This is a genomic window from Blastococcus sp. HT6-30 (assembly GCF_039729015.1).
GTDB lineage: Bacteria > Actinomycetota > Actinomycetes > Mycobacteriales > Geodermatophilaceae > Blastococcus.
On record NZ_CP155792.1, the window covers coordinates 2,077,724 to 2,100,743 of the forward strand.

Below are 23,020 nucleotides of genomic sequence, written 5' to 3' on the forward strand. Positions count from 1 at the left end.
CGCCGTGGCCGCGTCCGCGCCGGAGGTGGCCCCGGCACCGGCGGCGGGCCGCGGCGCGGTCCGCTCCCGGCCGCTGCTGCTGGCCGCCGTCGCGGTCTGCGCCGCCTGCGGGCTGATCTACGAACTGGTCCTGCTCACCCTGTCGGCCAGCCTGGTCGGCGGTGGGATCACCCAGACCTCGCTGATCGTCGCCGGGTTCGTCGCGGCGCTCGGCGCCGGTGCCCTGCTGGTCAAGCCCTTCCTGCCGCACGCGGCGACGACGTTCGTCGCGGTGGAGATCCTGCTCGGCGTCGCGGGGGGCTTGAGCGCCGTCACCCTCTACGTGTCGTTCTCCTTCTACGGCACCAGCACCGCCGTCCTGCTCGTCGCGACCGGGGTGCTCGGCGTGCTGGTCGGCGCCGAGGTGCCGCTGCTGATGACGCTGCTGCAGACCGGGCGCAGCGGGATCGACGCCGAGGGCTCGGGCAAGGTGCTGGCCGACCTCAACGCCGCCGACTACGCCGGCGCCCTGCTCGGCGGCCTGCTGTGGCCGTTCCTGCTGCTGCCCGTGGCGGGGCAGGTGCGCGGGGCGGCGATCACCGGCCTGGTCAACCTGCTCGCCGCCGCCGTGGTCTCCGGCCTGCTGCTGCGCCGGCAGATGAGCGTCCGCGCGCGCCGCTCCGCCACCGCCGCGCTGCTCGTCGCGGCCGCCGGGCTCGGGTTCCTGCTGCTGCGCGCCCAGGACATCGAGACGACGGCGCGGCAGCGGCTCTACGACGACCCCGTGGTGGCCGCCGAGCGCTCGACGTACCAGGAGATCGTGGTCACCGAGCGCTCCGGCGACACCCGGCTGTACCTCGACGGCGACCTGCAGTTCTCCAGCCGGGACGAGCACCGGTACACCGAGTCGCTGGTGCACCCCGTGCTGTCCCGCGACCCCCGGCGGGTGCTCGTCCTCGGCGGCGGCGACGGCCTGGCCGCCCGCGAGGTGCTGCGCCACCCCTCGGTCGAGGAGGTCGTGCAGGTGGAGCTGGACCCAGCCGTCATCGAGCTGGCCCGCACGCGGCTCGCCGCGCTCAACGACCATGCGCTCGACGACCCCCGGGTCCAGGTCGTCCCCGAGGACGCCTTCCGCTGGCTGCGCTCCCCGGCCGCCGACGGCTTCGACGCGGTGATCGTCGACATGCCCGACCCGGACACCCCCGTGCTGGGCCGGCTCTACTCCGAGGAGTTCTACGGCCTGGTCGCCGCCGCGCTCGCGCCCGAGGGGCTCGTGGTGGTGCAGGCCGGCAGCCCGTACTCCACCCCCACGGCGTTCTGGCGGACGGTCTCGACCCTCGACGCCGCCGGGCTGGCCGCCGCGCCGTACCACGTGCACGTGCCGAGCTTCGGCGACTGGGGCTTCGCGCTGGCCCAGCGCGGTCCGCGGCCGCCCGACCTGGCGCTGTCCCCTGCCGCACCGGCGACCCGGTTCCTCCACCCCGACGTGCTGGCCGCCGCCGCAGTCTTCCCCGCCGACCGGCCCCGGCAGCGGCTGGCGCCCTCGACCCTGGACCGGCCGCTGATCGTCGAGGACCTGCGCGCCGGCTACACCGGCTGACGCAGCGGAGCGCGGCGACGCGGCCGATGGGCACACGCCTGTAGCGTGCTGTTCTTCAGGACACCGACGCTGCGCGCCCGACCCTCCGGCCCCCCGGGGCCCGGCCGGCGGAGCGCCCCGGCCGCGGTGTCCCCGCTCCACCCGCCGCCGCCCTCCCGCGAGGCGCCGGCGCCCCGTCCTGCGAGGAGGACCACCCGTGACTGCCGCTCCCACCTCCGGTGATGCGGATCGGACCGCCCGCTCGGCGGTCGCGGAGGCCGCCCGGCGGCGCACCTTCGCCGTCATCAGCCACCCCGACGCCGGGAAGTCCACGCTCACCGAGGCGTTGGCCCTGCACGCGCGGGTGATCGGGCAGGCCGGCGCGGTGCACGGCAAGGCCGGCCGCCGGGGCACCGTGTCGGACTGGATGGACATGGAGAAGGCCCGCGGGATCTCCATCACCTCGGCGGCGCTGCAGTTCGAGTACCGCGACGCGGTGATCAACCTCCTGGACACCCCCGGGCACGCCGACTTCTCCGAGGACACCTACCGGGTGCTCACCGCCGTCGACGCCGCCGTGATGCTCGTCGACGCGGCGAAGGGCCTGGAGACGCAGACGATGAAGCTCTTCGCCGTCTGCAAGCACCGCGGCATCCCGATCATCACGGTGATCAACAAGTGGGACCGGCCCGGCAAGGACGCCCTCGAGCTGATGGACGAGATCAGCGAGCGCACCGGCCTCACCCCCACCCCGCTGACCTGGCCGGTCGGCATCGCCGGTGACTTCCGGGGCGTGCTCGACCGCCGTGACGGCACCTTCCGCCGCTTCACCCGTACCGCGGGCGGGGCGACGATCGCCCCGGAGGAGCTGCTGACCGCCGCCGAGGCCACCGCGCGCGAGGGCGACGTCTGGCGGCAGGCCGAGGAGGAGGCCGAGCTGCTCGAGGCGACCGGCGCGGAGCACGACCAGGAGTCCTTCCTGGGCGGGGTGACCACGCCGGTGCTGTTCGCATCCGCGATCTCGAACTTCGGCGTCGGCGCGCTGCTGGACACCCTGGTCGACCTCGCCCCGCCGCCGGCCGGGCGCCCGGACGCCGACGGCGCGGTGCGCGGCCTCGACGAGCCGTTCAGCGCCTTCGTCTTCAAGGTGCAGTCGGGCATGGACGCCGCCCACCGCGACCGGCTGGCCTACATCCGGATCTGCTCGGGCGTCTTCGAGCGCGGCATGGTCGTCACGCACGCCGGTACAGGACGCCCCTTCGCCACCAAGTACGCCCAGCACGTCTTCGGCCGGGAGCGGGAGAGCGTCGACGTCGCCTACCCCGGCGACGTCGTCGGCCTGGTCAACGCCTCGGCGCTCGGCGTCGGCGACAGCCTGTACACCGACCGGTCGGTCAGCTACCCGGCGCTGACCACGTTCGCACCCGAGCACTTCGCGGTGGTGCGCAGCCGGGATACCGCCAAGCACAAGCAGTTCCGCAAGGGCATCGAGCAGCTGGACTCCGAGGGCGTGGTGCAGGTCCTGCGCTCCGAGCGGCGGGGCGACGGCTCCCCCGTGCTCGCCGTCGTCGGGCCGATGCAGTTCGAGGTGGCCACGCACCGCATGGAGCACGAGTTCAACGCCCCGGTGGCGTTGGACCGGCTGCCCTACAGCATCGCGATGCGCACCGACGAGGCGTCCCTGCCGTTGATCGCGAGCTCCGGCGGGGTCGAGGTGGTGCAGCGGACCACCGGCGAGCTGCTCGCCCTGTTCCCCGACAAGTGGGCGCTGCGGATGCTCCAGCAGCGCCATCCGCGCGTCACCCTGGAGCCGCTGGTGGCCGCGCAGCTGGCCTGAGCCGGGCACGCGCGGTCACCCCCGTAGGGCGGCGTACACCTCCTCGGCGTGGTCGAAGACGAAGAAGTGCCCCTCGCCGCCGAGCCAGTGCGCCGTGCAGACGGGCAGCATGGCGCTCAGGACCTGCCCCAGGACGACGGGCACCTGCCAGTCCTGCGTCCCGTGCCAGATGTGCACGTGCTGGCGGATCTCCGACAGCGGGAAGCCCCACGGCCGGAACAGCAGCGCCCGGTCCTCGGCCAGCACGGCGGTTCCGTTCCGCAGCCCCTCGCTGAACGTCGCCGCCAGGATCCCCCGGACCGCCGGCCGGCCGATCACCCGCCGGTCGGCGGCGTTGAGCCGCAGCTGCAGGTACCGCGGGATCATCGCCGGCCGCAGCCCGATCGGCGCCAGGACGGGCCGGAGCACCGCCGCCAGCTGCGCGGGCCGGTGCGCGGCGGCCCGCACGCGCCGCGGCACCCAGCGCGGCCACGGCCAGGGCACGTCGGGCGGCGGCGCCCCACCGAGGATGCCGACGGCCCGGACGCGGTCGGCGAACGTGTGCGCACACGCCAGCGCGTAGGCCGCCCCGCCGGACAGGCTGACCACCGAGAAGCGGTCGACGCCGAGGTGGTCGAGCAGCTGCCCGACGTCGTCGGGCCAGTCCTGCACCCGGCGACCGGGCTGCGGGTCCGAGCGCCCGAAGCCGGGGCGGTCCGGGACGATCACCCGCATCCCCCACCGCCGGTAGGCGTCGGGGTCCTCCACGTGCCGCTCCAGCCGCGAGCTGGGCGATCCGTGGCAGCCCAGCACCGGCCAGCCGGCCGGATCGCCGTACTCGGCGTACGCGAGCACCCGGCCGTCGCGCAGCCGGATGCTGTTCTGACCGGGTGAGGGGTCCTCGACCATGGGGCTCCCCTACCCGCCGATCCCGGCCTCACCCGGCGGCGCCGGTTGCCAGCTCGCCCGCATGGCGGCCGATCCACCGGTGGGCGTGCTCAGCCGCGGGGAGTGACCGACGCCGCCGAGGACCTGCTGGACCGGCTCGCTGGGCGGTCCAGCAGGTCCTCGGTCAGTGGCCGCGGAACGCCTCCTCCAGCCACCACGAGGGCTGGTCGCGAGTCACCTTGGCATCGACGAGCAGCGGTGCCGACCGCGGTCCGGCCAGCCACGCGGCGACCCCGTCAAGGTCGGCGGCCCGCCGCACGGTCACCGCCGCGTAGCCGTGACCGCGGGCGAGCGCGGCGAAGTCGGTCTCCGGGAAGCGGACGGTGTCCAGCGGGTGCCCGTCCGGACCGAAGTGGTGCATCTCGGCGCCGTAGCCGGCGTCGTCGTAGACCACGACGACCATCGGCAGGCCCAGCCGGACGACGGTCTCCAGCTCGGCCGCGCCCATCAGCGCCCCGCCGTCGCCGAGGGCCGCGACCGGCAGCCGGTCGGGCCGGGCCAGCGCCGCGCCGATCGCCGTGGCGAGGCCCAGGCCGACGGACTGGAAGGCCTGCGTAAAGCAGAAGCCCTGCTCGTCGGGCACGTCGAGGAACATGCTCGGGTAGCCCATGAAGTTGCCGGAGTCGACGGCCACCACCCGCTCGGCGGGCAACAGGTCGTCGAGCGCCACGGTCAGGGACCGCGGATCGATGCGCTCGCCGTCCGCGGCGCCGGGCAGCGGCTCGTCCCGCCAGCGGCCCCGCCCCGCCAGGGCGGACCGCACCTCCGGCGTCCGGTAGCCCGCGGCCCCGGACGAGCCCACGCGGGCCGCCGCCGCCTCGGCGACGGCCCGCACGTCGCCGGTGACGCCGAAGGAGACCTGCCGCTGCGCGCCGATCGCGTCGGCGTCGAGGTCGACCTGCACCACGGTGGCGTCGTCGGCGATCAGCCGCCCGTGCCGCATGGTCCACATGTTGAGCTGGCAGCCCCAGCCAACGATCAGGTCGGCGCCGCCGATGAGCTCGGCGGCCAGCGGGGTGGCGAACCCGCCGGAGACGTCCAGGTCCCAGTCGCTGCCGCGGAACAGCCCCCGGGCCACCGCCGAGGTCGCCAACAGCGCCCCGCAGCGCGCGGCCAGCTCCTCCAGCGCCCGGCGGGCACCCGGCCCGCGGGAGCCCCGGCCGGCCACGAACACCGGCCGCCGCGAGGCGCGCAGCGCGTCGGCCAACCGCGCCACCTCCGCGTCGGCGGGCACCGGCGCCGCCCGGTGCGGTGCCGGCGGAGCGCCGGCCTCCTCCGCGGCGAGGGACTGGACGTCGAGCGGCAGGTTCAGCACGACGGTGCGCCGCTCCTGCCGGGCGGTGTCCACCGCGGCGCCGGCCACCGCGACCGCCTCGGCCGCCGAGGTCACCCGCACCGGCACCGCGCCGACGGCGGTGGCCAGCCCGAACTGGTCGACGTAGAAATTGGAGCGCGCCGACGTCGCCTCCGCCGTCAGCACCACCAGCGGGGTGCGGCTCTTCGCCGCCTCGGTGATGCCGGTGAGCGCGTTGGTGAGGCCGCAGCCCTGGTGCAGGCTGAGCACCGCCGCCCGGCCGCTGGTCCGGGCGTACGCGTCGGCCATCGTGGCCGCGCCGCCCTCGTGGCGGGCCGCGACGTACCGGGCCCCCGCGGCGACCATCGCGTTGGTCGCCACGAAGTTGCCCGAGCCGACGACGCCGAAGACCGTGTCGACCCCGCGCCGGACCAGCGTCTCCCCGACGGCTGCCGCGACCGTGCGCCCGGTGGCCGGGGTCATCCCCGCTCGACCAGCGCCAGCACCCGCGACGGCGAGCCGGATCCGGAGACGATCGGCAGCGGTGCCGCCACCAGGAGGGCACCGGTCGCCGGGAGCCGGTCGAGGTTCTGCAGCTGGGTCAGCCCGTACTTGCCGCTGCCCATCAGCGCCGCGTGACAGGGGAACGGCGGGTCGAAGGAGTGCGCCGCGCCCGCGTCGGTGCCCACGGTCTCGACGCCGAGCCCGAGGACCGGGGACTCCTCGGCGAGCCAGCGCGCGCAGGCCGGCGAGAGCCCCGGAGTGTGCGGTCCGGTGTCGTCGGCGTTGAGGAACGCCTGCTGGGAGGCCGACCGGGCGTCCCAGCCGGTGCGGAAGAGCAGCCACCCGCCCTCGGGTAGCGGCCCGTGCTCGGCCTCCCACTCCCGCACGTGCTCGACCTCGAGCAGGAAGTCGGGGTCGGCGGCGGCCTGCGCGGAGAAGTCCAGCACGACGGCCGGGGCGATCAGCCGCCCGGCCGGCACCGAGGCGACGTCGTCGCCGTTCCGGCCGGTCACCCAGTGGTTGGGCGCGTCGAAGTGCGTTCCGGTGTGCTCGCCGGTACGGAAGTTGTTCCAGTACCAGGCCGGGCCGCGGTCGTCGTACCGGCTCAGCTCCTCCAGCTCGAACCGCGCCGTCTGGGCGAACTGCTCGGGCAGCTGGATGACCGGCGTCTCCGCCGACAGGGGCGCGGTGAGGTCGACGACCTCGATCCGCGCGGTGGCCAGCGCCTCGGCGAGGCTGGTGAGGAGCGACATCGAAGTCCCTTCGCAGGAGGGCGGAACGGCCGACAGTCAAACATGATCGTCGTCGGCAGCCCGGCCCTCCCGGGAACGCCTCAGCGCTCCTTGGGGATCATGATCCACAGGGCGATGTAGACGAGCTCCCCGACGCCGACGACGCCGAAGACGACGAAGCCGAGCCGGACGAGGGTCCGGGAGACGCCGAACCGGTTCGCCAGGGCGGCGCACACCCCGGCGATGACCTTCTGCGAACGTGGTCTGACCAGCGTAGATGTCATTCCGGCGCCCTACCCGGCCCCGGCCGGGGGCACACCTGCCCCGGCCGGTCAGGCCTGCGCGACCAGGCGCAGCACCGCCTCGGCGACGACGTCGGGCCGGTCGGCGGGCGCGAAGTGGCTCGCGTCGTCGATCCAGGTCAGCCGGGCACCCGGGATGTCGTCGGCCAGCCGCTGCCCGTACTCCGGCTTCATCTGGTGGTCCCGGCGGCCCCACACGATCTCGGCCGGGAGGGACAGCCGGGGCAGGAAAGGGGCCACCGTCTGGGTGTAGACGGAGTCCAGCGACCGAAGGTGCTGCGCGAGCTGCGCGGGGCCGCCCGGGCGCTCCCACGGCTCGACGAAGCGGTCGATGAACGGCGCGGCGCGGTCCTGGTGCGCGAACAGGGTGCGCAGCGCCGGACGTAGTCCGGTGGCGAGTGCGGTGGGCGGCAGGTGCTCGATCACCGGCCAGGCGGCCTTCATCGCCCGGACCAGCGGTACCGGCCACCCGTCGTAGGACACCCCGTTGACGACGCCCAGGCCGGCGACCCGCTCGGTGGCGGTGGTGGCCAGGATCTGCGCCACTCCTCCACCGAGGTCGTGGCCGACGACCACCGTGCGCTCCACCGCTGATGTGTCGAGCAGCCGCAGCAGCAAGGCCGCCTGCGCCGCGAGGTCCACCCGGCTCCCCCCGGACGGATCCGAGTTCCCGTAGCCGAGCATGTCCACGGCCAGCACCCGCGCTTCCGCGGCCACCGCCGGGACGACGTCCTGCCAGAGCCGGTGGTTGGTCGGGATGCCGTGGATCAGCAGGACCGTCGGTCCGGAGCTCCCGGCCTCCCAGACGTGCAGCCGGTGATCGCCGACCTGGACCGTGCGCGTCTCTCCGATGGGTAGCTCCATGAGGGGTCACTGCCCACGTCCCCGGGTCCGTGCACGTGGTGGCCTCGACCGGCCGTGGGTATCCGGGCGTGCACGGGGTAGGACCCCCGGCCATGGACGCAGTGACTCTCGGAAAGGCCGGCCTCAAGGGCTGGCGCGCACGCGTGGCGGATGCGGTGGCCGGGCCGGTGGCCCAGCGGACGCCGGTCACCGACGACCAGGTGCGGGCGGCGATCGGAGCCCTCTTCCTGGCCCTGTCGGTCATGTACGTGGCGAAGGCGGCGAAGGACCTGGCGACCGCCCGCTGAGCCGGCTCCGTCAGCCGGGTCGTCACCCCCCGCCGAGGCGCGCCCGTGACCAGGCGCTTCCCATGGCGGCCGGCAGGGCGTACAGTTCTGCTCGGTCGCTGTTGCGCCTCTGCTTTCGTTCTTGGACGTCCGCAGTCGTCTCTGCCTGACGTTCCTCTCGGTCCTTCCGGTCGGTGCGGCGGCCCCGCACCCGGTACGTACCTGTGCGGTCACCTCCCAGCACGGAAGAAGAACGAACATGGCTCAGGGCACTGTGAAGTGGTTCAACGCGGAGAAGGGCTTCGGGTTCATCGCCCAGGACGGCGGCGGCGCCGACGTCTTCTGCCACTACTCCGCCATCACCGGCACCGGCTACAAGTCCCTCGACGAGGGCCAGCAGGTCGAGTTCGACGTCACGCAGGGCCAGAAGGGCCCGCAGGCGGAGAACGTCCGCCCGCTCTGATCGACGCCTGAGGAGGGGGCCACGGCGCACTGCGCCGTGGCCCCCTTCGCGTCGGTGCCCGGGCGTCGCCCGCACCGGCGACGACGACGGGCGCCGCCGGCGTGCCGTCGACCACGAGACCGAGGGGCACCCCATCGCCACACATGCCGGACGCTGCGAGGAAGCTCATCTCGGTTGCCCCTGCCGAGGCGACGCCAGGATCCACGAGGAGCGCTCCCGGGCGCTCAGCGAGGCGCGCGCCAGCTCCGAGGGAGCGGTCGAGTGCCCCGAGTGCGGTGGCCCGACCACGCCGCTGTGCATCGTCTCCTGGGGGAACTGCCGGGCCTGCCGGACCGCGCACTCCCGCTCCACGCACCCTCTGCGCTGGTGAGCCGGGAACTGCCGGCCTCCTGAGGCTGCTGCAGCGCCGGGTGTTCCCGCTAGGGCGCCCGGACCTCCGCCCGGCCGGGGAGCGTCCAGCAGTCGCCGAGCAGCCGGTCCAGCGCCGGGTCGAACGGGTCGAGCCCGCCGCCGGGATAGGGCGTCAGCTCGCTGAACCACACCTCGCCGCCGACGTCGTAGAGGTCCACCCGGACGAAGTCGAACGCCGCGCCCAGCGTCTCGGCGGCCGCGACCATGGCCGGCAGCGCCGCCGGCGGCGGGGTGACCGGGCCGGTGACCACGTGCGGCTCGTGTGCCGCCACCGGCTCCCAGTCCCGGGTGTAGAGCCGCCGGGAGTGGCTTCCGGTGAGCCGGCCGGTGTCCACCTGCACGAGCCGCACCCGGCCGCCGAAGACCAGGAACTTGTGGTCGGCGAGCACCTCTCCCGGCCGGCCCAGGAACTCCTCGGCCAGGAGCAGCCGGCGGGCCTGGCTGTACACCCACTCGCCGCGCTCGGGCCACAGCGGCTCGCCGAGCCAGTCGGCGGTCAACCGCCGGAGCGCCGGGACGTCCGGGGCACCGGTGCCGCGGTGCACGCGCAGCGTGCCGTGATTCGGCTTGAGCACCCACCGCTCCGGCAACGCCACCCCGGCGAGCTCGCCGACGTCGGTGCCCGACCACAGCACCCGCGGGATCGCCAGCCCCGGGCAGGCGCGCGCCGCGTACTCCTTCATCGCCAGCTTGTCGCCCAGCTGCCCGATGAGCGGCCGCCGGTCGTGGACGATCCGCCAGTTCAGCTTCTCGGTGAAGGTGCGCGGGTTCCCCAGGTGCGGCCGGCGGCCGTGCGCCTCGGCGTACAGCAGGGCACGCCTCGCCGCGAGCGGCAGGCGCCGCACCAGGGCCCGGTGCAGCCGGTCGGGCACCGCGGCCACGCTGCCTCCTCCTCGGTCCCCCGGGGCCGTCCGGACCGGCCCCTCCCGGACAGTCTGGTCGGCGGACCGGACGGTCTGCTCCTAGGGTGGGGCCGTGACGACGGACGGGGCCCCGCACTGAGCAGGACCGACAGCCGGGAACCGTCCGGAGGGGTGGGCTTCGTGGCCAAGGACCCGTGGCATCCGGCCATCCGGCGCGAGCAGATGATCGCCCGCGAGCTCGTCCGCCAGGACCGGCCGGTGAGCTTCCTGCAGGCGCCGGCGGACTGGCGCCGGCTGCGCAGCGACCCGGCCAACTGGTGGGGCCACCTGACCCGGGCCCGGTTCGCGCCGGCCGCTCCCGGCGTCCGGGTGTCGGAGCGCTCCACCGTGCTGCCCGGCTCACGGGGCCCCCTCGCCGAGCGCCTGGACGCGGCGCTGCTGGGCACCGTCCTCCGGCGCTCGGGCTGGGACGCCGACGTCACCGCCTTCATGCTGCCCTGGGAGTGGCGCGCCTCCCGCGCCGTCCGCGGGCGGGTGGTGTTCGACTGCACCGACGACTGGGCCCGGCTGCTCCCGCACGCCCGCCGGCTGCCCGACCAGCTCCGCCGGATCGCCGCGGAGGCCGACGAGGTGGTGGTCGTCAACCCGCTCCTGGGCGCGCTCTTCCCGGGGCGGACGCCGGTCGTCGTGCCGAACGGCACCGACGCCGACCTGCTCGCCGCGCCCCGGACGGCCCAGCGCGCCGAGCGGCACGCGGTCTACGTCGGCAGCATCGCCGAGCGCTTCGACGTCGACCTGGTCCGCGCCCTGCTCCGGGCGCTACCGGACTGGACGATCTCCGTGCACGGCCAGCTGGTGTTCCCCGACCGGGCCCGTCCGGCCGCCGAGCGTTTCCGCGCGCTCGTCGCGGAGTCCGGCGGGCGGCTGACCTGGTGCGGTCTGCTGCCGCGGGACCGGCTGGCCGCCGTCCTCGACGCCGCGACCGTCGGGCTGGTCCCCGACGTGCCCGGCCGGGCGCTGGGCCAGTCGTCGATGAAGAGCTACGACTACGCGGCCCGGGGGCTGCCGCTGGTCGCGACCGCCGGTCACCTCGAGCACGCCGCGGAGCTCCCCCCGCACACCGCGATCGTCTCCGGCGCCGAGGAGATGGCCGCCGCCCTGCGCGCCGCCGCGGAGGAGCCGCGGCAGTTCGCGGCCCGGCGCCGGGCCTGGGCCGCCGACCGCACGTGGGGGCGGCGCACCGGGCAGTGGCTGGACGCCGTCCTCGGGCGGCCGGTGGCCCCGGCCGGATCGCAGCGGTCGGCCTAACCCAGGGAGCGGACCACCCGCGCGGGGTTGCCGACGGCCGTCACGCCGGCGGGCAGGTCGGCGGTGACGACCGCCCCCGCGCCCACCACCGTGTCGGCACCGATGGTGACGCCCGGGAGCACGATCACCCCGCCGCCGAGCCAGGCGTTGTCCCCGATGGTGACGGGTGCCGCGTGCTGCCAGCCGGCCCGCCGCTCGGCCGGGTCGAGCGGGTGGACGGCGGTGAGCAGCTGCACGTTCGGGCCCAGCTGGACGGAGTCGCCGAGGACGATGGGGCCGACGTCGAGGAAGACCGCACCCCAGTTCACGAAGCAGTAGGCGCCGATGCTGATGCGGTAGCCGTAGTCGCAGCGGAAGTCCGATCGGATCGTCGTCCCGCCGCCCACCGCGCCGAGGAGCCCGGTGAGCAGCTCGTGCCGGCGATGCGGGTCGGACTCGGCGTTGTAGGCGGCGACGAGGGCGGCGGCCCGCCGCCCGTCCGCGGCGAGGTCGGGGTCGTCGGGGCGGTACGGCAACCCGGCCAGCATGCGGTCCTTCATCTCGCCCACGCGGGAACGCTATCCGGCCTGTCGGAGGTCAGTCGGCGGCGAGCCACTCGACGGCCGCGTGCAGCACCTCCGGGGGCACGGCGTGCGGCCCCGGGAACTCCCGGTAGGTGACGTCGTAGCCGTCGTCCTCGAGCGCGGGCACGATCCGGCGGCTGGTCCGGTCGATCGGCAGCACGTCGTCGTCGACCCCGTGGGAGACGAACACCGCCGGGCTGCCCGACCGCGGGGCGGGCGGCACGAACCCCGGGGAGAAGGCGACGATGTGCCGGAACAGCCCTCCGTTGGCCAGGCCGAGCCCCAGCGCGTACGAGGCCCCGTCGGAGAACCCGGCGACGGCGATGCGCGCCGGATCCACCGGCACCGTGCCGAAGACCTCGGCCAACGCCCGGTCCACCAGCGCCGCGTCCCGGCCGTACTCGCCTCCGACGGCGTCCCAGGTCGGCCCCCGCGACGCAGGCGCCAGGACCACCAGCCCCTGCTCGTCGGCCGCCGGCCGCAGCAGGCCCAGCCCCGCCTCGGCGTCCCCGCCGGCGCCGTGCAGGGAGACGACCAGTGGCAGCGGGCCCGTGCCGGGGTCCGGCGGGACGTGCAGCAGCGGGTCGCGCGAGGACACGAGCCCGAGCGGACGGGTACCGGGCTCGGGCGCACCCGTCGGCGGCGACCCGGTCGGCCGGGCCGTGAGCGCGGCCCCCTCCTGCCCCGCCGCCGCCCCACCGGCCGAGCCCGGCGTCCGGGGCGCGCAGCCCGCGCCCAGGACGGCCAGCGCCGTCGCGGCCCCCGCTCCCAGCACGGCTCGTCGCGTCGGCACCGTCGTCCTCCTCCCCGGCGGATCCGGTGGCCGACCGGTACCCCGTCCCCGGCACGCGACACGGGGCGGCTCCGGGTCGGCCCGTCACCGGGCCCGGCGATCAGGGAGGACGGCGGTGACCCGGATCCCCCCGGGAGGGCGCCACCACGGTCGTCGCCGGCCACGACCACACCGCGGCCGCCCTCATGCGCCGGCTGCGCAACCTGCTGCGCGGCATCGCCCACGCCCCGACGGCCTGGTCGAGCGGCGCGGTCCGACGCTGGACGACGGGTTGGACCGGCTGCCTCCGCCGCCGGCGCCCCCCCGGCCTCTCCGTCGAGGAGGTGGCGGACACCCTCCTCGGCCGCATGGCGCCGGACTACGCCGACGACGTCGCGCTGGTGGTCTCGCGCGTGGTGCCCGGGATCGTCAGAGGCTGACCGCCACGGTCGCCGCGAGCTCGCGGCAGGCCTCCAGCTCGGCCGGACCGGGTGCGCCGGTCAGGCTCAGCGGCGCCGCGACCTGCTTCCAGCGCAGCGCGCCGGTGATCCGCTCGATGCTGCGCAGCGCGCCCGCCGTGTCGTCGTTGCCGTGCACGTAGACCCCGTAGGGCAGCCCGCCGGTGGCGTCGAGGCACGGGTAGTAGACGGTGTCGAAGAAGTGCTTCAGCGCACCGGACATGTAGCCGATGTTCGCGGGGGTGCCCAGCAGGACGCCGTCGGCGGCGAGCAGGTCGGCGGCCCCGGCCGACAGGGCCGGGCGGACGGTCAGCTCGACGTCGTCGACGAGGGCGACGCCCTCCCGGACCGCTTCGAGCACCGCCTGCAGCGCCGGTGAGGGGGTGTGGTGGACCACGAGGAGACGGGACACCCCGGCATCATCCCGTCCCCGGCACGGGCCGGAGCTGCCGGTAGACGCGGGCGAGATCGGCGAGCTGGAAGTGGGCGTTCAGCCCGCTGGGATTCGGGACGACCCAGGTGTCGGCGCCGCCCACGCGCTCGGGCTGCCGGCCGATGACCGCCTTCGGCCGGCCGAACCCCTCCCGCCACGCGGTGATGCCCAGGACCGCCAGCACCCGCGGCCGGTACCGGGTGACCAGGCGCTCCAGCGCGGCCGCACCGGCCCGCAGCTCCTCGGGGGTCAGCTCGGCCGCGGTCCGCGTGGGCCGGTCCACCACGTTGGTCACGCCCAGCCCGTGGCGCAGCAGCTCGCGGTCCTCGTCCGGGGAGAGCCGCCGCGGGGTCAGCCCGGCGAGGTGGATCGCGGGCCAGAAGCGGTTGCCCGGCCGGGCGAAGTGGTGACCGCGCTCGGCCGACATCAGGGACGGGTTGATCCCGCAGAAGAGGACGTCGAGCCCGGGGGCCACGATGTCGGGCAGCGCCTTGCCGGGCAGGGCGTCGTCGGGCGTCGGCTCGTCGGGCACCGCCCCATCCTGACCCGCGAGGACCCGACCGCTCCTCAACGGTAGGTGAGCAGGTCCCTGCGGGCCCCGGTGACGTGCGCGTGGTCGTTGAACGCCAGCAGCGACAGGCCGTTCGACCCCGCGAGGACGGAGGTGACGCCGACGTTCACCGCGGCGCGGTTGAGCGCGATGACGCCGTCCCCCGGAGCGCCCAGCAGCGCGGCCACCACTGCGGCGATGACGCCTCCGGAGCTGACGACGACGGCGTCGCGCCCGGAGGGCACTGCGGCGGCCACGTCGGCCACGGCGGCGACCGCCCCGGCGGAGAAGGCCGGCCAGCCGTCGGCGTCAGCCGCCGCGATCCACGACCGCAGCGCGCCGTCGAGCAGCCGCTGCACCTCCCGGGATCCGGACCCGTCCCCGGCCCCGCCCTCCCCTGGATACCGCTTCAGCAGGTCCAGGTGGTCGTACTCGTCCAGCCGCGGGTCGGGCTCGGCCGCCACCGGCCACCCGGCGGCCGCGGCCAGCAGGGCGGCGGTGTCCCGCTGGCGGCGCAGCGTGCCGGAGACGACCAGCGGGTCGCGCAGCTCCCGGCGGCGCAGCTCCTCCCCCACGCAGCGGGCCTGCTCCCGGCCGAGGTCACTGAGCACGTCGTAGTCGTCGGCACCGAAGGACGCCTGCCCGTGCCGGACGAGGCAGATCAGCGGCATCCGGCCAGCTTCTCCGCGCGCTCGAGCAGGACGGCGGTGGCGGCACCGAAGGTGGCGAACCGTGGGTTGGTGCTGTGCCCGGAGCTGTACCGCGCCCAGATCTGCTGCAGGATCACCGCGAGCCGGAACAGCCCGAAGACCTCGTAGAACGCCCAGTTCGACGTCTGCAGACCGGTCCGGGCGAGATATCGCTCGACGAGCTGCTCCCGCGTCGGCATGCCCGGCAGGATGCTCGGCTGGTTCGACACCATCGCGAACGCCTCGTCGTCGTCGGCGGTGACCCAGTAGGCCAGCGACGCGCCGAGGTCCATGAGGGGGTCGCCCACGGTGGCCATCTCCCAGTCGAGGACGCCGGTGATCCGCGGCGTGCCCGACAGGTCGAGCACCAGGTTGTCCAGCTTCCAGTCACCGTGCAGCAGGCTGGCGCGCACGTCCTCCGGCTGGGAGGCGGCCAGCCAGGCCATGAGCTCCTCGGCGGCGGGCACGTCGTCGGTCCGGGCGTCGCGGAACCGGCGCGACCAGCCCTCGACCTGACGCCGGACGTACCCCGGTCCCCTGCCCAGATCGGCCAGGCCGGCGGCGTCGACGTCGATCGAGTGCAGCTCGGCGAGGGTGTCGTAGGCGGTCTCCCCCAGTACCCGCGCGCGGTCGGGCCCCAGCTCCACGCCCTCGGGCAGGGTCCGGCTCAGCACGACGCCGTCCAGCCGCTCCATGACGTAGAAGTCGCTGCCGATCACCGACGGGTCCTCGCAGAAGCCGTGGATCTGCGCCACGACGTCCAGGTGCGGCCGCAGCCGCTGCTGCACCCGGACCTCGCGACCCATGTCGTGGGCCGAGGCCGCCTTGTGGCCGTGCGGCGGCCGGCGCAGCACCAGGTCGAGGCCGCCGTAGTCGAGCAGGTAGGTCAGGTTGCTGGCGCCGCCGGTGAACTGCCGTACCTGGGGCGCGGGCCGCCCGCCGAGCGCCGGCACGCGCGGCGCGAGCCACGCGTGCACGGCGTCGACGTCGAAGGCGTCCTCGGGGCGGACATCACGCAGTCGGGTCGCGTTCTCGCTCATCGCCCCCATCCCACCACGGCCCGCCCGGGCGCCTCCCGCAGCGGTCTCCGCCCCGGACTCCTTGCCGTCACCGTCCGCGCGCCCACGGTGAGCACCGGGCCGACCGCGGCTGCGGAACCGCCACGGTCCCCATCCCGGGTATAGCGTGACGCGTGGGTCGAAGCACCGGCCCGGCGCATGCCGCACCGCGGGTAGCGCTTGCCCGGAGCCACCGGCCCCGGCTCGCGCGACCTCCAGGCGGGAGACCTGCCATGGCACCGGACGCACTGCAGTTCAGCCCTCGTCACGACGACGAGCCGATCCCCTTCCACGTGTGCGTCGACCTGGTCGACGCGACGGTGACCGTCGCCGGCGAGCTCGACCGTGAGAACGCCCACCACGTCGTCGACGGGCTGGCGGCGCTGACCGCCACCAGGCACCGCCGCTGGGCCATCGACGCCGCCGGTGTCATCTTCTGCGACGCCGCGGGGCTGCGCATCCTGGTCACCGCGCACCACCTGGCCCGGCGGCACGGATGCGCACTCGTGCTGGAGCGGCCGAGCCCCTGCCTGCACCGGCTCATCCTGCTGGTCGGGCTGGACCAGATGCTCGAGTTGCACCCCACCGGCGCCGCGGCGCCGCCCGCGGCGGGCGGTCACCGTCCGCTGCCGTCGGCCGGTCCGCTGCGGGCGGGGCACCCGATCCGGACCGTGCCGACCCGGGTCTGACCCGGACCGCTACTGGACCGGTGCGTCCGGTGGGGGCAGCCGGGTGGTCAACTGCTCGTCCACCGAGACGACCCCGGCGACGCCGGTCAGGGCGCCGAGGGCGCCCGACTGCACCGAGCCGGTGATGATCCCGAGCCCGTCGAGGACCTGCTCCACCTGCATGCCGCGGGCGCGCAGGCCCTGCACCACGCCGTCAAGGGCGGCCAGGTGCCCGTCGTCCACGGTGACGCTGACGTGGGTCATGCGGCCGACGCTACGCGGGTCCGGCCGGGCCGGGAACCGTCAGCGCGGGGCCACCACCAGGCCGCTGCCGACGTCGGCCGACGGCTGGAGCAGCCGCTCGCTCTCCTGGCAGAGCGTCGCCCAGAGCTCCAGCCCCCGCAGGCCGGTCGCCTCGGCCCAGAGCGCCGCGACCCCGGCCACGTGGGGAGTGGCCATGCTGGTGCCGCTGATGGTGTTGTAGCGGGCCGGCATGGGCCAGGCCGAGCGGACCTCCCAGCCCGGGCCCGCGACGTCGACCTGCCCCCCGCGCGCCGGCAGGCTCCGCGCGGAGAAGTAGGCCGTTTCGCACCCCTGGTCGACCGCACCGACGGCCATGATCTCGACGCTGTTGGCCGGGGCGCCGACGAAGCCGTCGTTCCCGGCCGGGCGGTCGGCGTTGTTCCCGGCCGCGGCGATGACCAGCGACCCCCGCTGCAGCGCGCGCCGGCCGGCGGCGGAGTAGGGCGGGTGGGCCTCGACCACGTCGGCGCCCAGCGACATGGAGATGACCGGACAGCCGCTCGTGACGGCCCAGTTCATCCCCGCGAGGATGCCGGCGTCGGTGCCGCTCCCGTCGGTCCCGAGCACCTTCCCGGCATACACCTCCGCCTCGTGCGCGATCCCGTAGCGCTGCCCGTCCGGCGGGGTCCGCGGCCCGCAGGCGGTGCCGATGCAGTGCGTTCCGTGCCCGTGACCGTCCTGGGCGTCCTCGCCGGTGACGAAGGAGCGGGCCGTCACGGCCCGGCCGGCGAAGTCGGGGTGGGTGAGGTCGAAGCCGGTGTCGAGCACCGCCACGCGGACGCCGCGCCCCGATCGGGACGAGGCGTCCGCGCGCACCGCCTGCACCCCCCACGTCGCGTACGGCGTGTCGGCGAACCGGGCCGTCGGCACGCCACCGCCTGGCGCGGCCGGCGGGAGCAGCCGTCCGGCCAGGTCGGACACGCCGTCGCGGTATCCCCGCGCGTACCCGCCCACGTCGTTCCCGAGAACGCGGTGCACGAGCTCGGGCGAGACCGAGAGCACCGGCCGGGCCGACGCCGCCCGCAGCGCGCCGACCTGGTCCGGACCGGCCGCGACGACGGCGATGCCGAGGGCGGCGAAGACCGTGGCCCCGGCTTCTCGGAGCGTCTCCGGGGGCACGCCCCCGTCCGCGAAGTCCCGCGAGTCGGCGATCCGGTGCACGCCGGCGCGACCCCAGTCCACGGGCGCCTCGGCGCCCTCCCCGGCGTCGGCGAACACGACGATCTGGCGGCCGGTGGTCCGGGCCGTCGGCTCCACGGCTCCGTGCCGGACCCTGCCCGGCTCCGGCGGCTCCTGCGGATCGATCACTGCTCCCCCTCGGCGTCGTGGCGGGCCGGAACGGCGACCCGCACGCTCGCGACCGCGGGTATCCGGTCGGAGACCCAGGGTGGCCGAGGTCGGGCCGGACCGCCATCCGGTCCCGCCGGTCCCAGTGTGGCCGCGGGGTACGACGCTCCGCGGGGGGCCGGCCTGCACCACCGACGGGTCCATCCACATGACCTCCCCGACGGTGCCGTCCGGGTCGGTAGAGCCGGCGCCGTACACAGCCCCGTGGTCCTGCGCCGGCAGCCGGGGCTCACGCCGGGCGGGCGCGCAGCCCGCTGAACGTGGTGGTGACCACCGCGTCGGCGAGCTCGTCCGGCGACAGGCCGCCGTCGGGCCGGTACCACCCGGTCACCGAGTTGACCGCCCCGAACAGCAGCCGGGCAGTCACCGCCGGGTCGACGTCGGGGCGCACGTCCCCCTCCGCCACGGCGTCGACCACGAGCCCCGCGACCAGCCGGTCGAACTCCCGTCGACGGTCCAGCGCCGCGCGCTCCACCTCGGAGTTGCCGCGCACCCGCAGCAGCAGCCTGACCGCCGGCAGCTGCGCGGCGAGCACCCGGACCGAGGCCCGGACCACGTGCTCGAGGCGGTCGACGGCACGCCCGGTGACGGCCCCCGGCTCCTCGGTGACGGCGAAGAGGGCGTCGAGCGCCTGCTCGAGCGCAACCCTCAGCAGGTCGAGCTTGCTCGGCACGTGGTGGTAGAGAGCCGCCTTCGTGACGCCGAGCCGCCCGGCGAGCTCCTCCATGCTGGCCGCCTCGTAGCCGCGCTCGTCGAAGAGCTCGACAGCGGCAGTCAGCAGGGTGTCCAGGGAGTGCCCGGGCCGGCCCCGCCGTCCGGCCGGTTCCGCTCGCGGACCACGGGTCGTCATGGCGGCGATCCCTTCCGGCAGGCGGGGCTTGTGGCGTGATGTGCGCTGCATCACACTATTACTGACCAACCGGTCAGTCGCAGGAGGTGTCATGGTCGCGTCGGGGATCGATGGGCCGCCGGCCGACGAGGCCAGCCTGCAGGCGCTGTTCGACGCCACCATCGCCGCCGGCTCACGGATCGAGCCGCGCGACTGGATGCCGGAGGGCTACCGGCGGACGCTCGTGCGCCAGATCGCCCAGCACGCCCACTCCGAGACCATCGGCATGCAGCCCGAGGGCGACTGGCTGCTCGCCGCACCGAGCCTGCGCCGCAAGGTGATCCTGCTGGCCAAGGTGCAGGACGAGGCGGGCCACGGCCTCTACCTCTACGCGGCGGCTGAGACGCTGGGCGCCGACCGGGCCGACCTGACCGACAAGCTGATCGAGGGCCGGCAGAAGTACAGCTCGATCTTCAACTACCCGACACCGACCTACGCCGACGTGGGCGTGATCGGGTGGCTGGTCGACGGCGCGGCGATCTGCAACCAGGTGCCCCTGTGCCGGTCCTCGTACGGCCCCTACGCCCGGGCGATGATCCGGATCTGCAAGGAGGAGTCGTTCCACCAGCGGCAGGGCTACGAGCTGCTGATGACGATGATGGGCGGCACCGCGGAGCAGCGGGCGATGGTGCAGGAAGCCGTCGACCGGTGGTGGTGGCCGTCGCTGATGATGTTCGGCCCGCCCGACACCGACAGCCCGAACACAGCGCAGTCGATGGCGTGGGGCATCAAGCGGCACAGCAACGACGAACTGCGCCGGCGCTTCGTCGACATGACCGTGCCCCAGGCGGAGTTCCTCGGCGTGACGCTGCCCGATCCGGAGCTGTCCTTCGACCCGGCGAGCGGCCGCTACCGGTTCGGGGCCATCGACTGGGGAGAGCTGAAGCGGGTCATCAGCGGCGGCGGGCCGTGCAACGCCGAGCGGATCGCCCGCCGGCGCGCGGCCCGGGACGACAACGCCTGGGTGACCGAGGCGGCGACCGCCTACGCCGCGAAGCAGGCGGGGCCCCCGGCATGAGTGACCTGACGGCCGAAGGCGGCCGCGGCGCCGTCCCGACTGCGTCGGAGGTGCCGGTGGCCCCTACCCGTCGGGCGGTGCAGCGCGACTGGCCGCTGTACGAGGTGTTCGTCCGTGGCAAGCGCGGTCTCAACCACGTGCACGTGGGCTCGCTGCACGCCCCCGACGCCGAGATGGCGGTGCACGCCGCGCGCGACCTCTACACCCGGCGCAACGAGGGCGTGAGCATCTGGGTGGTCCGGGCCGCCGACATCACCGCGTCGAGCCCCGACGAGAAGGACCCGATGTTCGCCCCCAGCGGCGACAAGGTCTACCGCCATCCGACGTTCTACGAGATCCCGGTCGACGTCCCGCACATGTAAGAGGACCCCTCCTCCCCCGCACCTCGTACCTCGGTGCGGGGACCCCTGGAAGGGCCACCCACGGAGGGCACCATGCACGAGGAGACCGTGTACGACGCGCTGGCCAACGCGCAGGAGGATGCCGGCCACTGGGCCTTCGGCGCCGGGTTCGACGACCCGCTGGCCGGGGTCGACACCACCGTCCCCGACGGTGTGGACCCCACCGATCTCGGCGCCTACTGCCTGATGCTCGGCGACGACGCCCTGGTGCTCGCCCAGCGGCTGATCCAGTGGGTGACGGCCGCGCCGGAGCTCGAGGAGGAGGTCGCGATCGCCAACACGGCGCTCGACCTGCTCGGCCAGTCCCGGCTGCTGCTGGCCCGGGCCGGATCGGTCGGGGTGCTCGGCCGGTCCCGGAAGACGGCCACCGCCTCCATCCCCGACGAGGACGCCCTCGCCTACTTCCGCGACCCCGGCGAGTTCCGCTGCACCGCGCTGGCCGCGGCGGAGAACGGTGACTTCGCGCAGACGATGGTCCGGCTGCTCGTCGCCTCCACCGTGCGGCTCGCCGTCTTCGCCCGGCTGCGCGGATCGCGGGACCCGGTGCTCGCCGCGATCGCCGCCAAGGGCGTCCACGAGCTGGCCTACCACCGCGACCACGCCGCCCGCTGGGTGCTGCGCCTCGGCGACGGCACCGCGCTGTCCCACCGCCGGGCCCAGGCCGGCGTCGACGCGGTGTGGCCTCTGCTGGGCGACGTCCTGGCCGCCACCGAGGTCGAGCGAAGGCTGGTCACCGCGGGCGTCGCCGTGGACCCGGCGGACACCGCCGAGGAGGTGACCGGCGTGCTCCGCCAGGTGCTGGAGCAGGCGACCCTCCGGACGCCGGCCTGGCCGGCGCGGACGCCGCCGCGCGGGCGGGTGGGGAAGCACGGGCCGGAGTTGACCGAGCTGCTCACCGGGCTGCAGGGCCTGGCCCGGGAACACCCGGCGGCGACCTGGTGAGGCCGGTGCCCGTGACCCTCGACCCCCGCGCGGTCGCCGAGACGGTGACCGATCCCGAGCTGCCGATGCTCACGCTCGCCGACCTCGGCGTGCTGTGCGACGTGCGGGAGGAGGAGGGCACGGTCGTCGTCGAGATCACGCCCACGTACAGCGGGTGCCCGGCCATGGGTGTGATGCGCGCCGACCTGCTGCACGCGCTGCACGCGGCCGGCTTCGCCGACGTCGACGTCCGCACGGTGCTGTCCCCGGCCTGGAGCACCGACCGGATCACCGCCACGGGACGCCGGAAGCTGGCCGAGGCCGGCATCGCCCCGCCGGGCCCGGCCCCGGAGGCCGCCCCCGGTCCGGTGCCCCTCCAGCTCGGCCGGGCCCGGCGCACGGCCGACTGCCCGCTGTGCGGATCGCCCGACACCGACCAGCTCAGCGAGTTCGGCGCCACCGCCTGCACGGCGCTGCGCCGCTGCCGCAGCTGCCGGGAGCCCTTCGAGCACGTCAAGGAGATCTGAGTGGCGCGACAGGGAGCGGGCACCCGCCGTCGCCCGCGGTTCCACCCGTTGACGGTGGCGCGCGTGGACCGGCTGACCGACGACGCCGTGGCGGTCACCTTCGACGTCCCGCCCGAGCTCGCCGAGGAGTACGCGTTCCGGCCGGGCCAGGCGCTGACCCTGCGCCGCGTCGACGGCGACCGCGACGAGCGGCGGTCCTACTCGATCTGCGCGCCCGTGGGCGCGCCGCCGCGGGTGGGCGTCCGCGAGGTCCCCGGCGGCTTCCTCTCCACCTACCTCGTCCACCAGGTCCGCCCCGGTGACGCGATCGAGGTGCTGCCGCCGTCGGGCACCTTCACCGCCGACCTCTCGACGCCGGCCGACCACGTCTTCATCGCCGCTGGATCGGGCATCACGCCGGTGCTGTCGCTGGCCGCGACGGTGCTGGCGGACGGCGGGTCGACGGTCACCGTCCTGTACGGCAACCGGCGCACCGACACCGTCATGTTCGCCGACGAGCTCGCCGACCTGAAGGACCGCCACGGCCCCCGCCTGCAGCTGGTGCACGTGCTCTCCCGCGAGCCGCGCGGAGCCGAGGTGACCAGCGGCCGGCTCGACCGGGACCGGCTCGGCACCCTGGTGGGCCACCTGGTCGACGCCGCCCACGTGGACCACTGGTGGCTCTGCGGACCGCACGGGATGGTGCAGGACGCCCGCGAGCTGCTGACCGCGCTGGGGGTGCCTGGATCACGCGTGCACCAGGAGCTCTTCTTCGTCGACGACGTCCGACCCGAGCCGGTCCGCGGCGACGAGCGGACCGTCGACGGGCCGAGCGCCCAGGTGACCGTCGTCCTCGACGGGCGGACGACGACGATCGCCGTGCCCCGGGACGTGCCGTTGCTCGACTCGGCGCAGCAGGTCCGCGGCGACCTTCCCTTCGCCTGCAAGGGCGGCGTCTGCGGCACCTGCCGCGCCCACGTCACCGACGGGCGGGTCGAGATGCGCCGGAACTACGCGCTCGAGCCGGACGAGGTGGCGGCCGGCTACGTGCTCACCTGCCAGGCCGTGCCGGGAAGCGACGCGGTCACCGTCGACTTCGACACCTGACCGGCAGCG

27 protein-coding genes are annotated in these 23,020 nt (G+C 75.2%); 12 read left to right on the plus strand and 15 right to left on the minus strand.

Annotated elements, in window-relative coordinates:
* Positions 1-4 precede the first annotated feature (4 nt).
* Both ABC795_RS10035 and ABC795_RS10040 read left to right on the plus strand, forming a co-directional pair.
* Complete coding sequence (locus tag ABC795_RS10035) at positions 5-1,579, plus strand: polyamine aminopropyltransferase (RefSeq protein WP_347057035.1); 1,575 nt, start codon at positions 5-7, stop codon at positions 1,577-1,579.
* Between the two features lie 196 nt (positions 1,580-1,775).
* Positions 1,776-3,395: a peptide chain release factor 3 gene (locus tag ABC795_RS10040; RefSeq protein ID WP_347057036.1), complete on the plus strand. Its 1,620-nt coding sequence runs from the start codon at positions 1,776-1,778 to the stop codon at positions 3,393-3,395.
* Positions 3,396-3,410: 15 nt separating this feature from the next.
* On the opposite strand, the gene ABC795_RS10045 is transcribed toward ABC795_RS10040, so the two are convergent.
* The 5 genes from ABC795_RS10045 to ABC795_RS10065 form a co-directional block, all read right to left on the minus strand.
* On the minus strand, positions 3,411-4,283 hold the full coding sequence (locus ABC795_RS10045) for an alpha/beta hydrolase (RefSeq protein ID WP_347057037.1): 873 nt from the start codon (positions 4,281-4,283) through the stop codon (positions 3,411-3,413).
* Positions 4,284-4,446: 163 nt separating this feature from the next.
* Positions 4,447-6,099, minus strand: coding sequence for a thiamine pyrophosphate-binding protein (locus ABC795_RS10050; RefSeq protein WP_347057038.1), 1,653 nt, complete (start codon positions 6,097-6,099; stop codon positions 4,447-4,449).
* Complete coding sequence (locus tag ABC795_RS10055; protein ID WP_347057039.1) at positions 6,096-6,872, minus strand: cyclase family protein; 777 nt, start codon at positions 6,870-6,872, stop codon at positions 6,096-6,098. Before ABC795_RS10055 ends, ABC795_RS10050 begins: the two co-directional genes overlap by 4 nt.
* 80 nt (positions 6,873-6,952) lie before the next feature.
* Positions 6,953-7,135, minus strand: coding sequence for a PspC domain-containing protein (locus tag ABC795_RS10060; RefSeq protein ID WP_347057040.1), 183 nt, complete (start codon positions 7,133-7,135; stop codon positions 6,953-6,955).
* Positions 7,136-7,183: 48 nt separating this feature from the next.
* Positions 7,184-8,017, minus strand: a complete 834-nt coding sequence (locus ABC795_RS10065) for an alpha/beta hydrolase (protein WP_347057041.1) — start codon at positions 8,015-8,017, stop codon at positions 7,184-7,186.
* Between the two features lie 92 nt (positions 8,018-8,109).
* Between ABC795_RS10065 and ABC795_RS10070 the strand changes: the two genes are divergently transcribed.
* Together ABC795_RS10070 and ABC795_RS10075 are read left to right on the plus strand one after the other, a co-directional pair.
* A complete protein-coding gene (locus ABC795_RS10070) occupies positions 8,110-8,304 on the plus strand; it encodes a hypothetical protein (protein ID WP_347057042.1) in 195 nt (64 codons plus the stop codon).
* Positions 8,305-8,542: 238 nt separating this feature from the next.
* The gene (locus tag ABC795_RS10075) at positions 8,543-8,746 is read left to right on the plus strand and encodes a cold-shock protein (protein WP_347057043.1); all 204 of its coding nucleotides are present in this window, start codon (positions 8,543-8,545) and stop codon (positions 8,744-8,746) included.
* 419 nt (positions 8,747-9,165) lie between these two features.
* Here the strand turns inward: ABC795_RS10075 and ABC795_RS10080 are convergent, their stop codons facing one another.
* Positions 9,166-10,038: an ATP-grasp fold amidoligase family protein gene (locus tag ABC795_RS10080; protein ID WP_347057044.1), complete on the minus strand. Its 873-nt coding sequence runs from the start codon at positions 10,036-10,038 to the stop codon at positions 9,166-9,168.
* A gap of 162 nt (positions 10,039-10,200) precedes the next feature.
* Between ABC795_RS10080 and ABC795_RS10085 the strand changes: the two genes are divergently transcribed.
* Positions 10,201-11,328, plus strand: coding sequence for a hypothetical protein (locus ABC795_RS10085; protein WP_347057045.1), 1,128 nt, complete (start codon positions 10,201-10,203; stop codon positions 11,326-11,328).
* Here the strand turns inward: ABC795_RS10085 and ABC795_RS10090 are convergent.
* Entirely contained in the window at positions 11,325-11,867 is a 543-nt protein-coding gene (locus ABC795_RS10090) for a sugar O-acetyltransferase (protein WP_347060709.1), read from the minus strand. The genes ABC795_RS10085 and ABC795_RS10090 overlap by 4 nt on opposite strands.
* A 37-nt stretch (positions 11,868-11,904) precedes the next feature.
* Positions 11,905-12,684 carry a phospholipase gene (locus tag ABC795_RS10095; RefSeq protein WP_347057046.1) on the minus strand — a complete coding sequence of 260 codons (780 nt, stop codon included), beginning with the start codon at positions 12,682-12,684 and terminating at the stop codon, positions 11,905-11,907.
* 185 nt (positions 12,685-12,869) lie between these two features.
* On the opposite strand from ABC795_RS10095, the gene ABC795_RS10100 reads away from it, so the two are divergent.
* On the plus strand, positions 12,870-13,103 hold the full coding sequence (locus ABC795_RS10100; protein ID WP_347057047.1) for a hypothetical protein: 234 nt from the start codon (positions 12,870-12,872) through the stop codon (positions 13,101-13,103).
* On the opposite strand, the gene ABC795_RS10105 is transcribed toward ABC795_RS10100, so the two are convergent.
* The 4 genes from ABC795_RS10105 to ABC795_RS10120 are packed head-to-tail and all read right to left on the minus strand — an operon-like array spanning position 13,093 to position 15,833.
* Complete coding sequence (locus ABC795_RS10105) at positions 13,093-13,533, minus strand: flavodoxin (RefSeq protein ID WP_347057048.1); 441 nt, start codon at positions 13,531-13,533, stop codon at positions 13,093-13,095. The genes ABC795_RS10100 and ABC795_RS10105 overlap by 11 nt on opposite strands.
* 7 nt (positions 13,534-13,540) lie before the next feature.
* Complete coding sequence (mug, locus tag ABC795_RS10110) at positions 13,541-14,086, minus strand: G/U mismatch-specific DNA glycosylase (RefSeq protein WP_347057049.1); 546 nt, start codon at positions 14,084-14,086, stop codon at positions 13,541-13,543.
* A 35-nt stretch (positions 14,087-14,121) separates the two neighbouring features.
* Positions 14,122-14,775: a phosphoglycerate mutase family protein gene (locus ABC795_RS10115; RefSeq protein WP_347057050.1), complete on the minus strand. Its 654-nt coding sequence runs from the start codon at positions 14,773-14,775 to the stop codon at positions 14,122-14,124.
* A complete protein-coding gene (locus ABC795_RS10120) occupies positions 14,766-15,833 on the minus strand; it encodes a phosphotransferase family protein (RefSeq protein WP_347057051.1) in 1,068 nt (355 codons plus the stop codon). The genes ABC795_RS10115 and ABC795_RS10120 overlap by 10 nt, the downstream gene beginning before the upstream one ends.
* A 251-nt stretch (positions 15,834-16,084) precedes the next feature.
* On the opposite strand from ABC795_RS10120, the gene ABC795_RS10125 reads away from it, so the two are divergent.
* Positions 16,085-16,540 carry an STAS domain-containing protein gene (locus ABC795_RS10125; RefSeq protein WP_347057052.1) on the plus strand — a complete coding sequence of 152 codons (456 nt, stop codon included), beginning with the start codon at positions 16,085-16,087 and terminating at the stop codon, positions 16,538-16,540.
* A 9-nt stretch (positions 16,541-16,549) separates the two neighbouring features.
* Here ABC795_RS10125 and ABC795_RS10130 read toward each other — a convergent pair whose 3' ends face one another.
* The 3 genes from ABC795_RS10130 to ABC795_RS10140 form a co-directional block, all read right to left on the minus strand.
* Positions 16,550-16,783 (minus strand): hypothetical protein, encoded by a 234-nt coding sequence (locus ABC795_RS10130; RefSeq protein WP_347057053.1) that lies wholly within the window; start codon positions 16,781-16,783, stop codon positions 16,550-16,552.
* A 39-nt stretch (positions 16,784-16,822) separates the two neighbouring features.
* Positions 16,823-18,130: a S8 family serine peptidase gene (locus ABC795_RS10135; protein ID WP_347057054.1), complete on the minus strand. Its 1,308-nt coding sequence runs from the start codon at positions 18,128-18,130 to the stop codon at positions 16,823-16,825.
* Between the two features lie 268 nt (positions 18,131-18,398).
* Positions 18,399-19,019, minus strand: coding sequence for a TetR/AcrR family transcriptional regulator (locus ABC795_RS10140; protein ID WP_347057055.1), 621 nt, complete (start codon positions 19,017-19,019; stop codon positions 18,399-18,401).
* A gap of 91 nt (positions 19,020-19,110) precedes the next feature.
* Between ABC795_RS10140 and paaA the strand changes: the two genes are divergently transcribed.
* The 5 genes from paaA to paaE all read left to right on the plus strand — a co-directional run bounded on the left by paaA (position 19,111) and on the right by paaE (position 23,011).
* A complete protein-coding gene (paaA, locus tag ABC795_RS10145) occupies positions 19,111-20,076 on the plus strand; it encodes a 1,2-phenylacetyl-CoA epoxidase subunit PaaA (protein ID WP_347057056.1) in 966 nt (321 codons plus the stop codon).
* Positions 20,073-20,438 (plus strand): 1,2-phenylacetyl-CoA epoxidase subunit PaaB, encoded by a 366-nt coding sequence (gene paaB, locus ABC795_RS10150; RefSeq protein ID WP_347057057.1) that lies wholly within the window; start codon positions 20,073-20,075, stop codon positions 20,436-20,438. The genes paaA and paaB overlap by 4 nt, the downstream gene beginning before the upstream one ends.
* A gap of 72 nt (positions 20,439-20,510) precedes the next feature.
* Positions 20,511-21,419, plus strand: a complete 909-nt coding sequence (gene paaC / locus ABC795_RS10155) for a 1,2-phenylacetyl-CoA epoxidase subunit PaaC (protein WP_347057058.1) — start codon at positions 20,511-20,513, stop codon at positions 21,417-21,419.
* A gap of 11 nt (positions 21,420-21,430) precedes the next feature.
* Positions 21,431-21,925, plus strand: coding sequence for a 1,2-phenylacetyl-CoA epoxidase subunit PaaD (paaD, locus tag ABC795_RS10160; RefSeq protein ID WP_347057059.1), 495 nt, complete (start codon positions 21,431-21,433; stop codon positions 21,923-21,925).
* Positions 21,926-23,011 (plus strand): 1,2-phenylacetyl-CoA epoxidase subunit PaaE, encoded by a 1,086-nt coding sequence (paaE, locus tag ABC795_RS10165; protein WP_347057060.1) that lies wholly within the window; start codon positions 21,926-21,928, stop codon positions 23,009-23,011.
* The last annotated feature ends 9 nt before the right edge of the window (positions 23,012-23,020 follow it).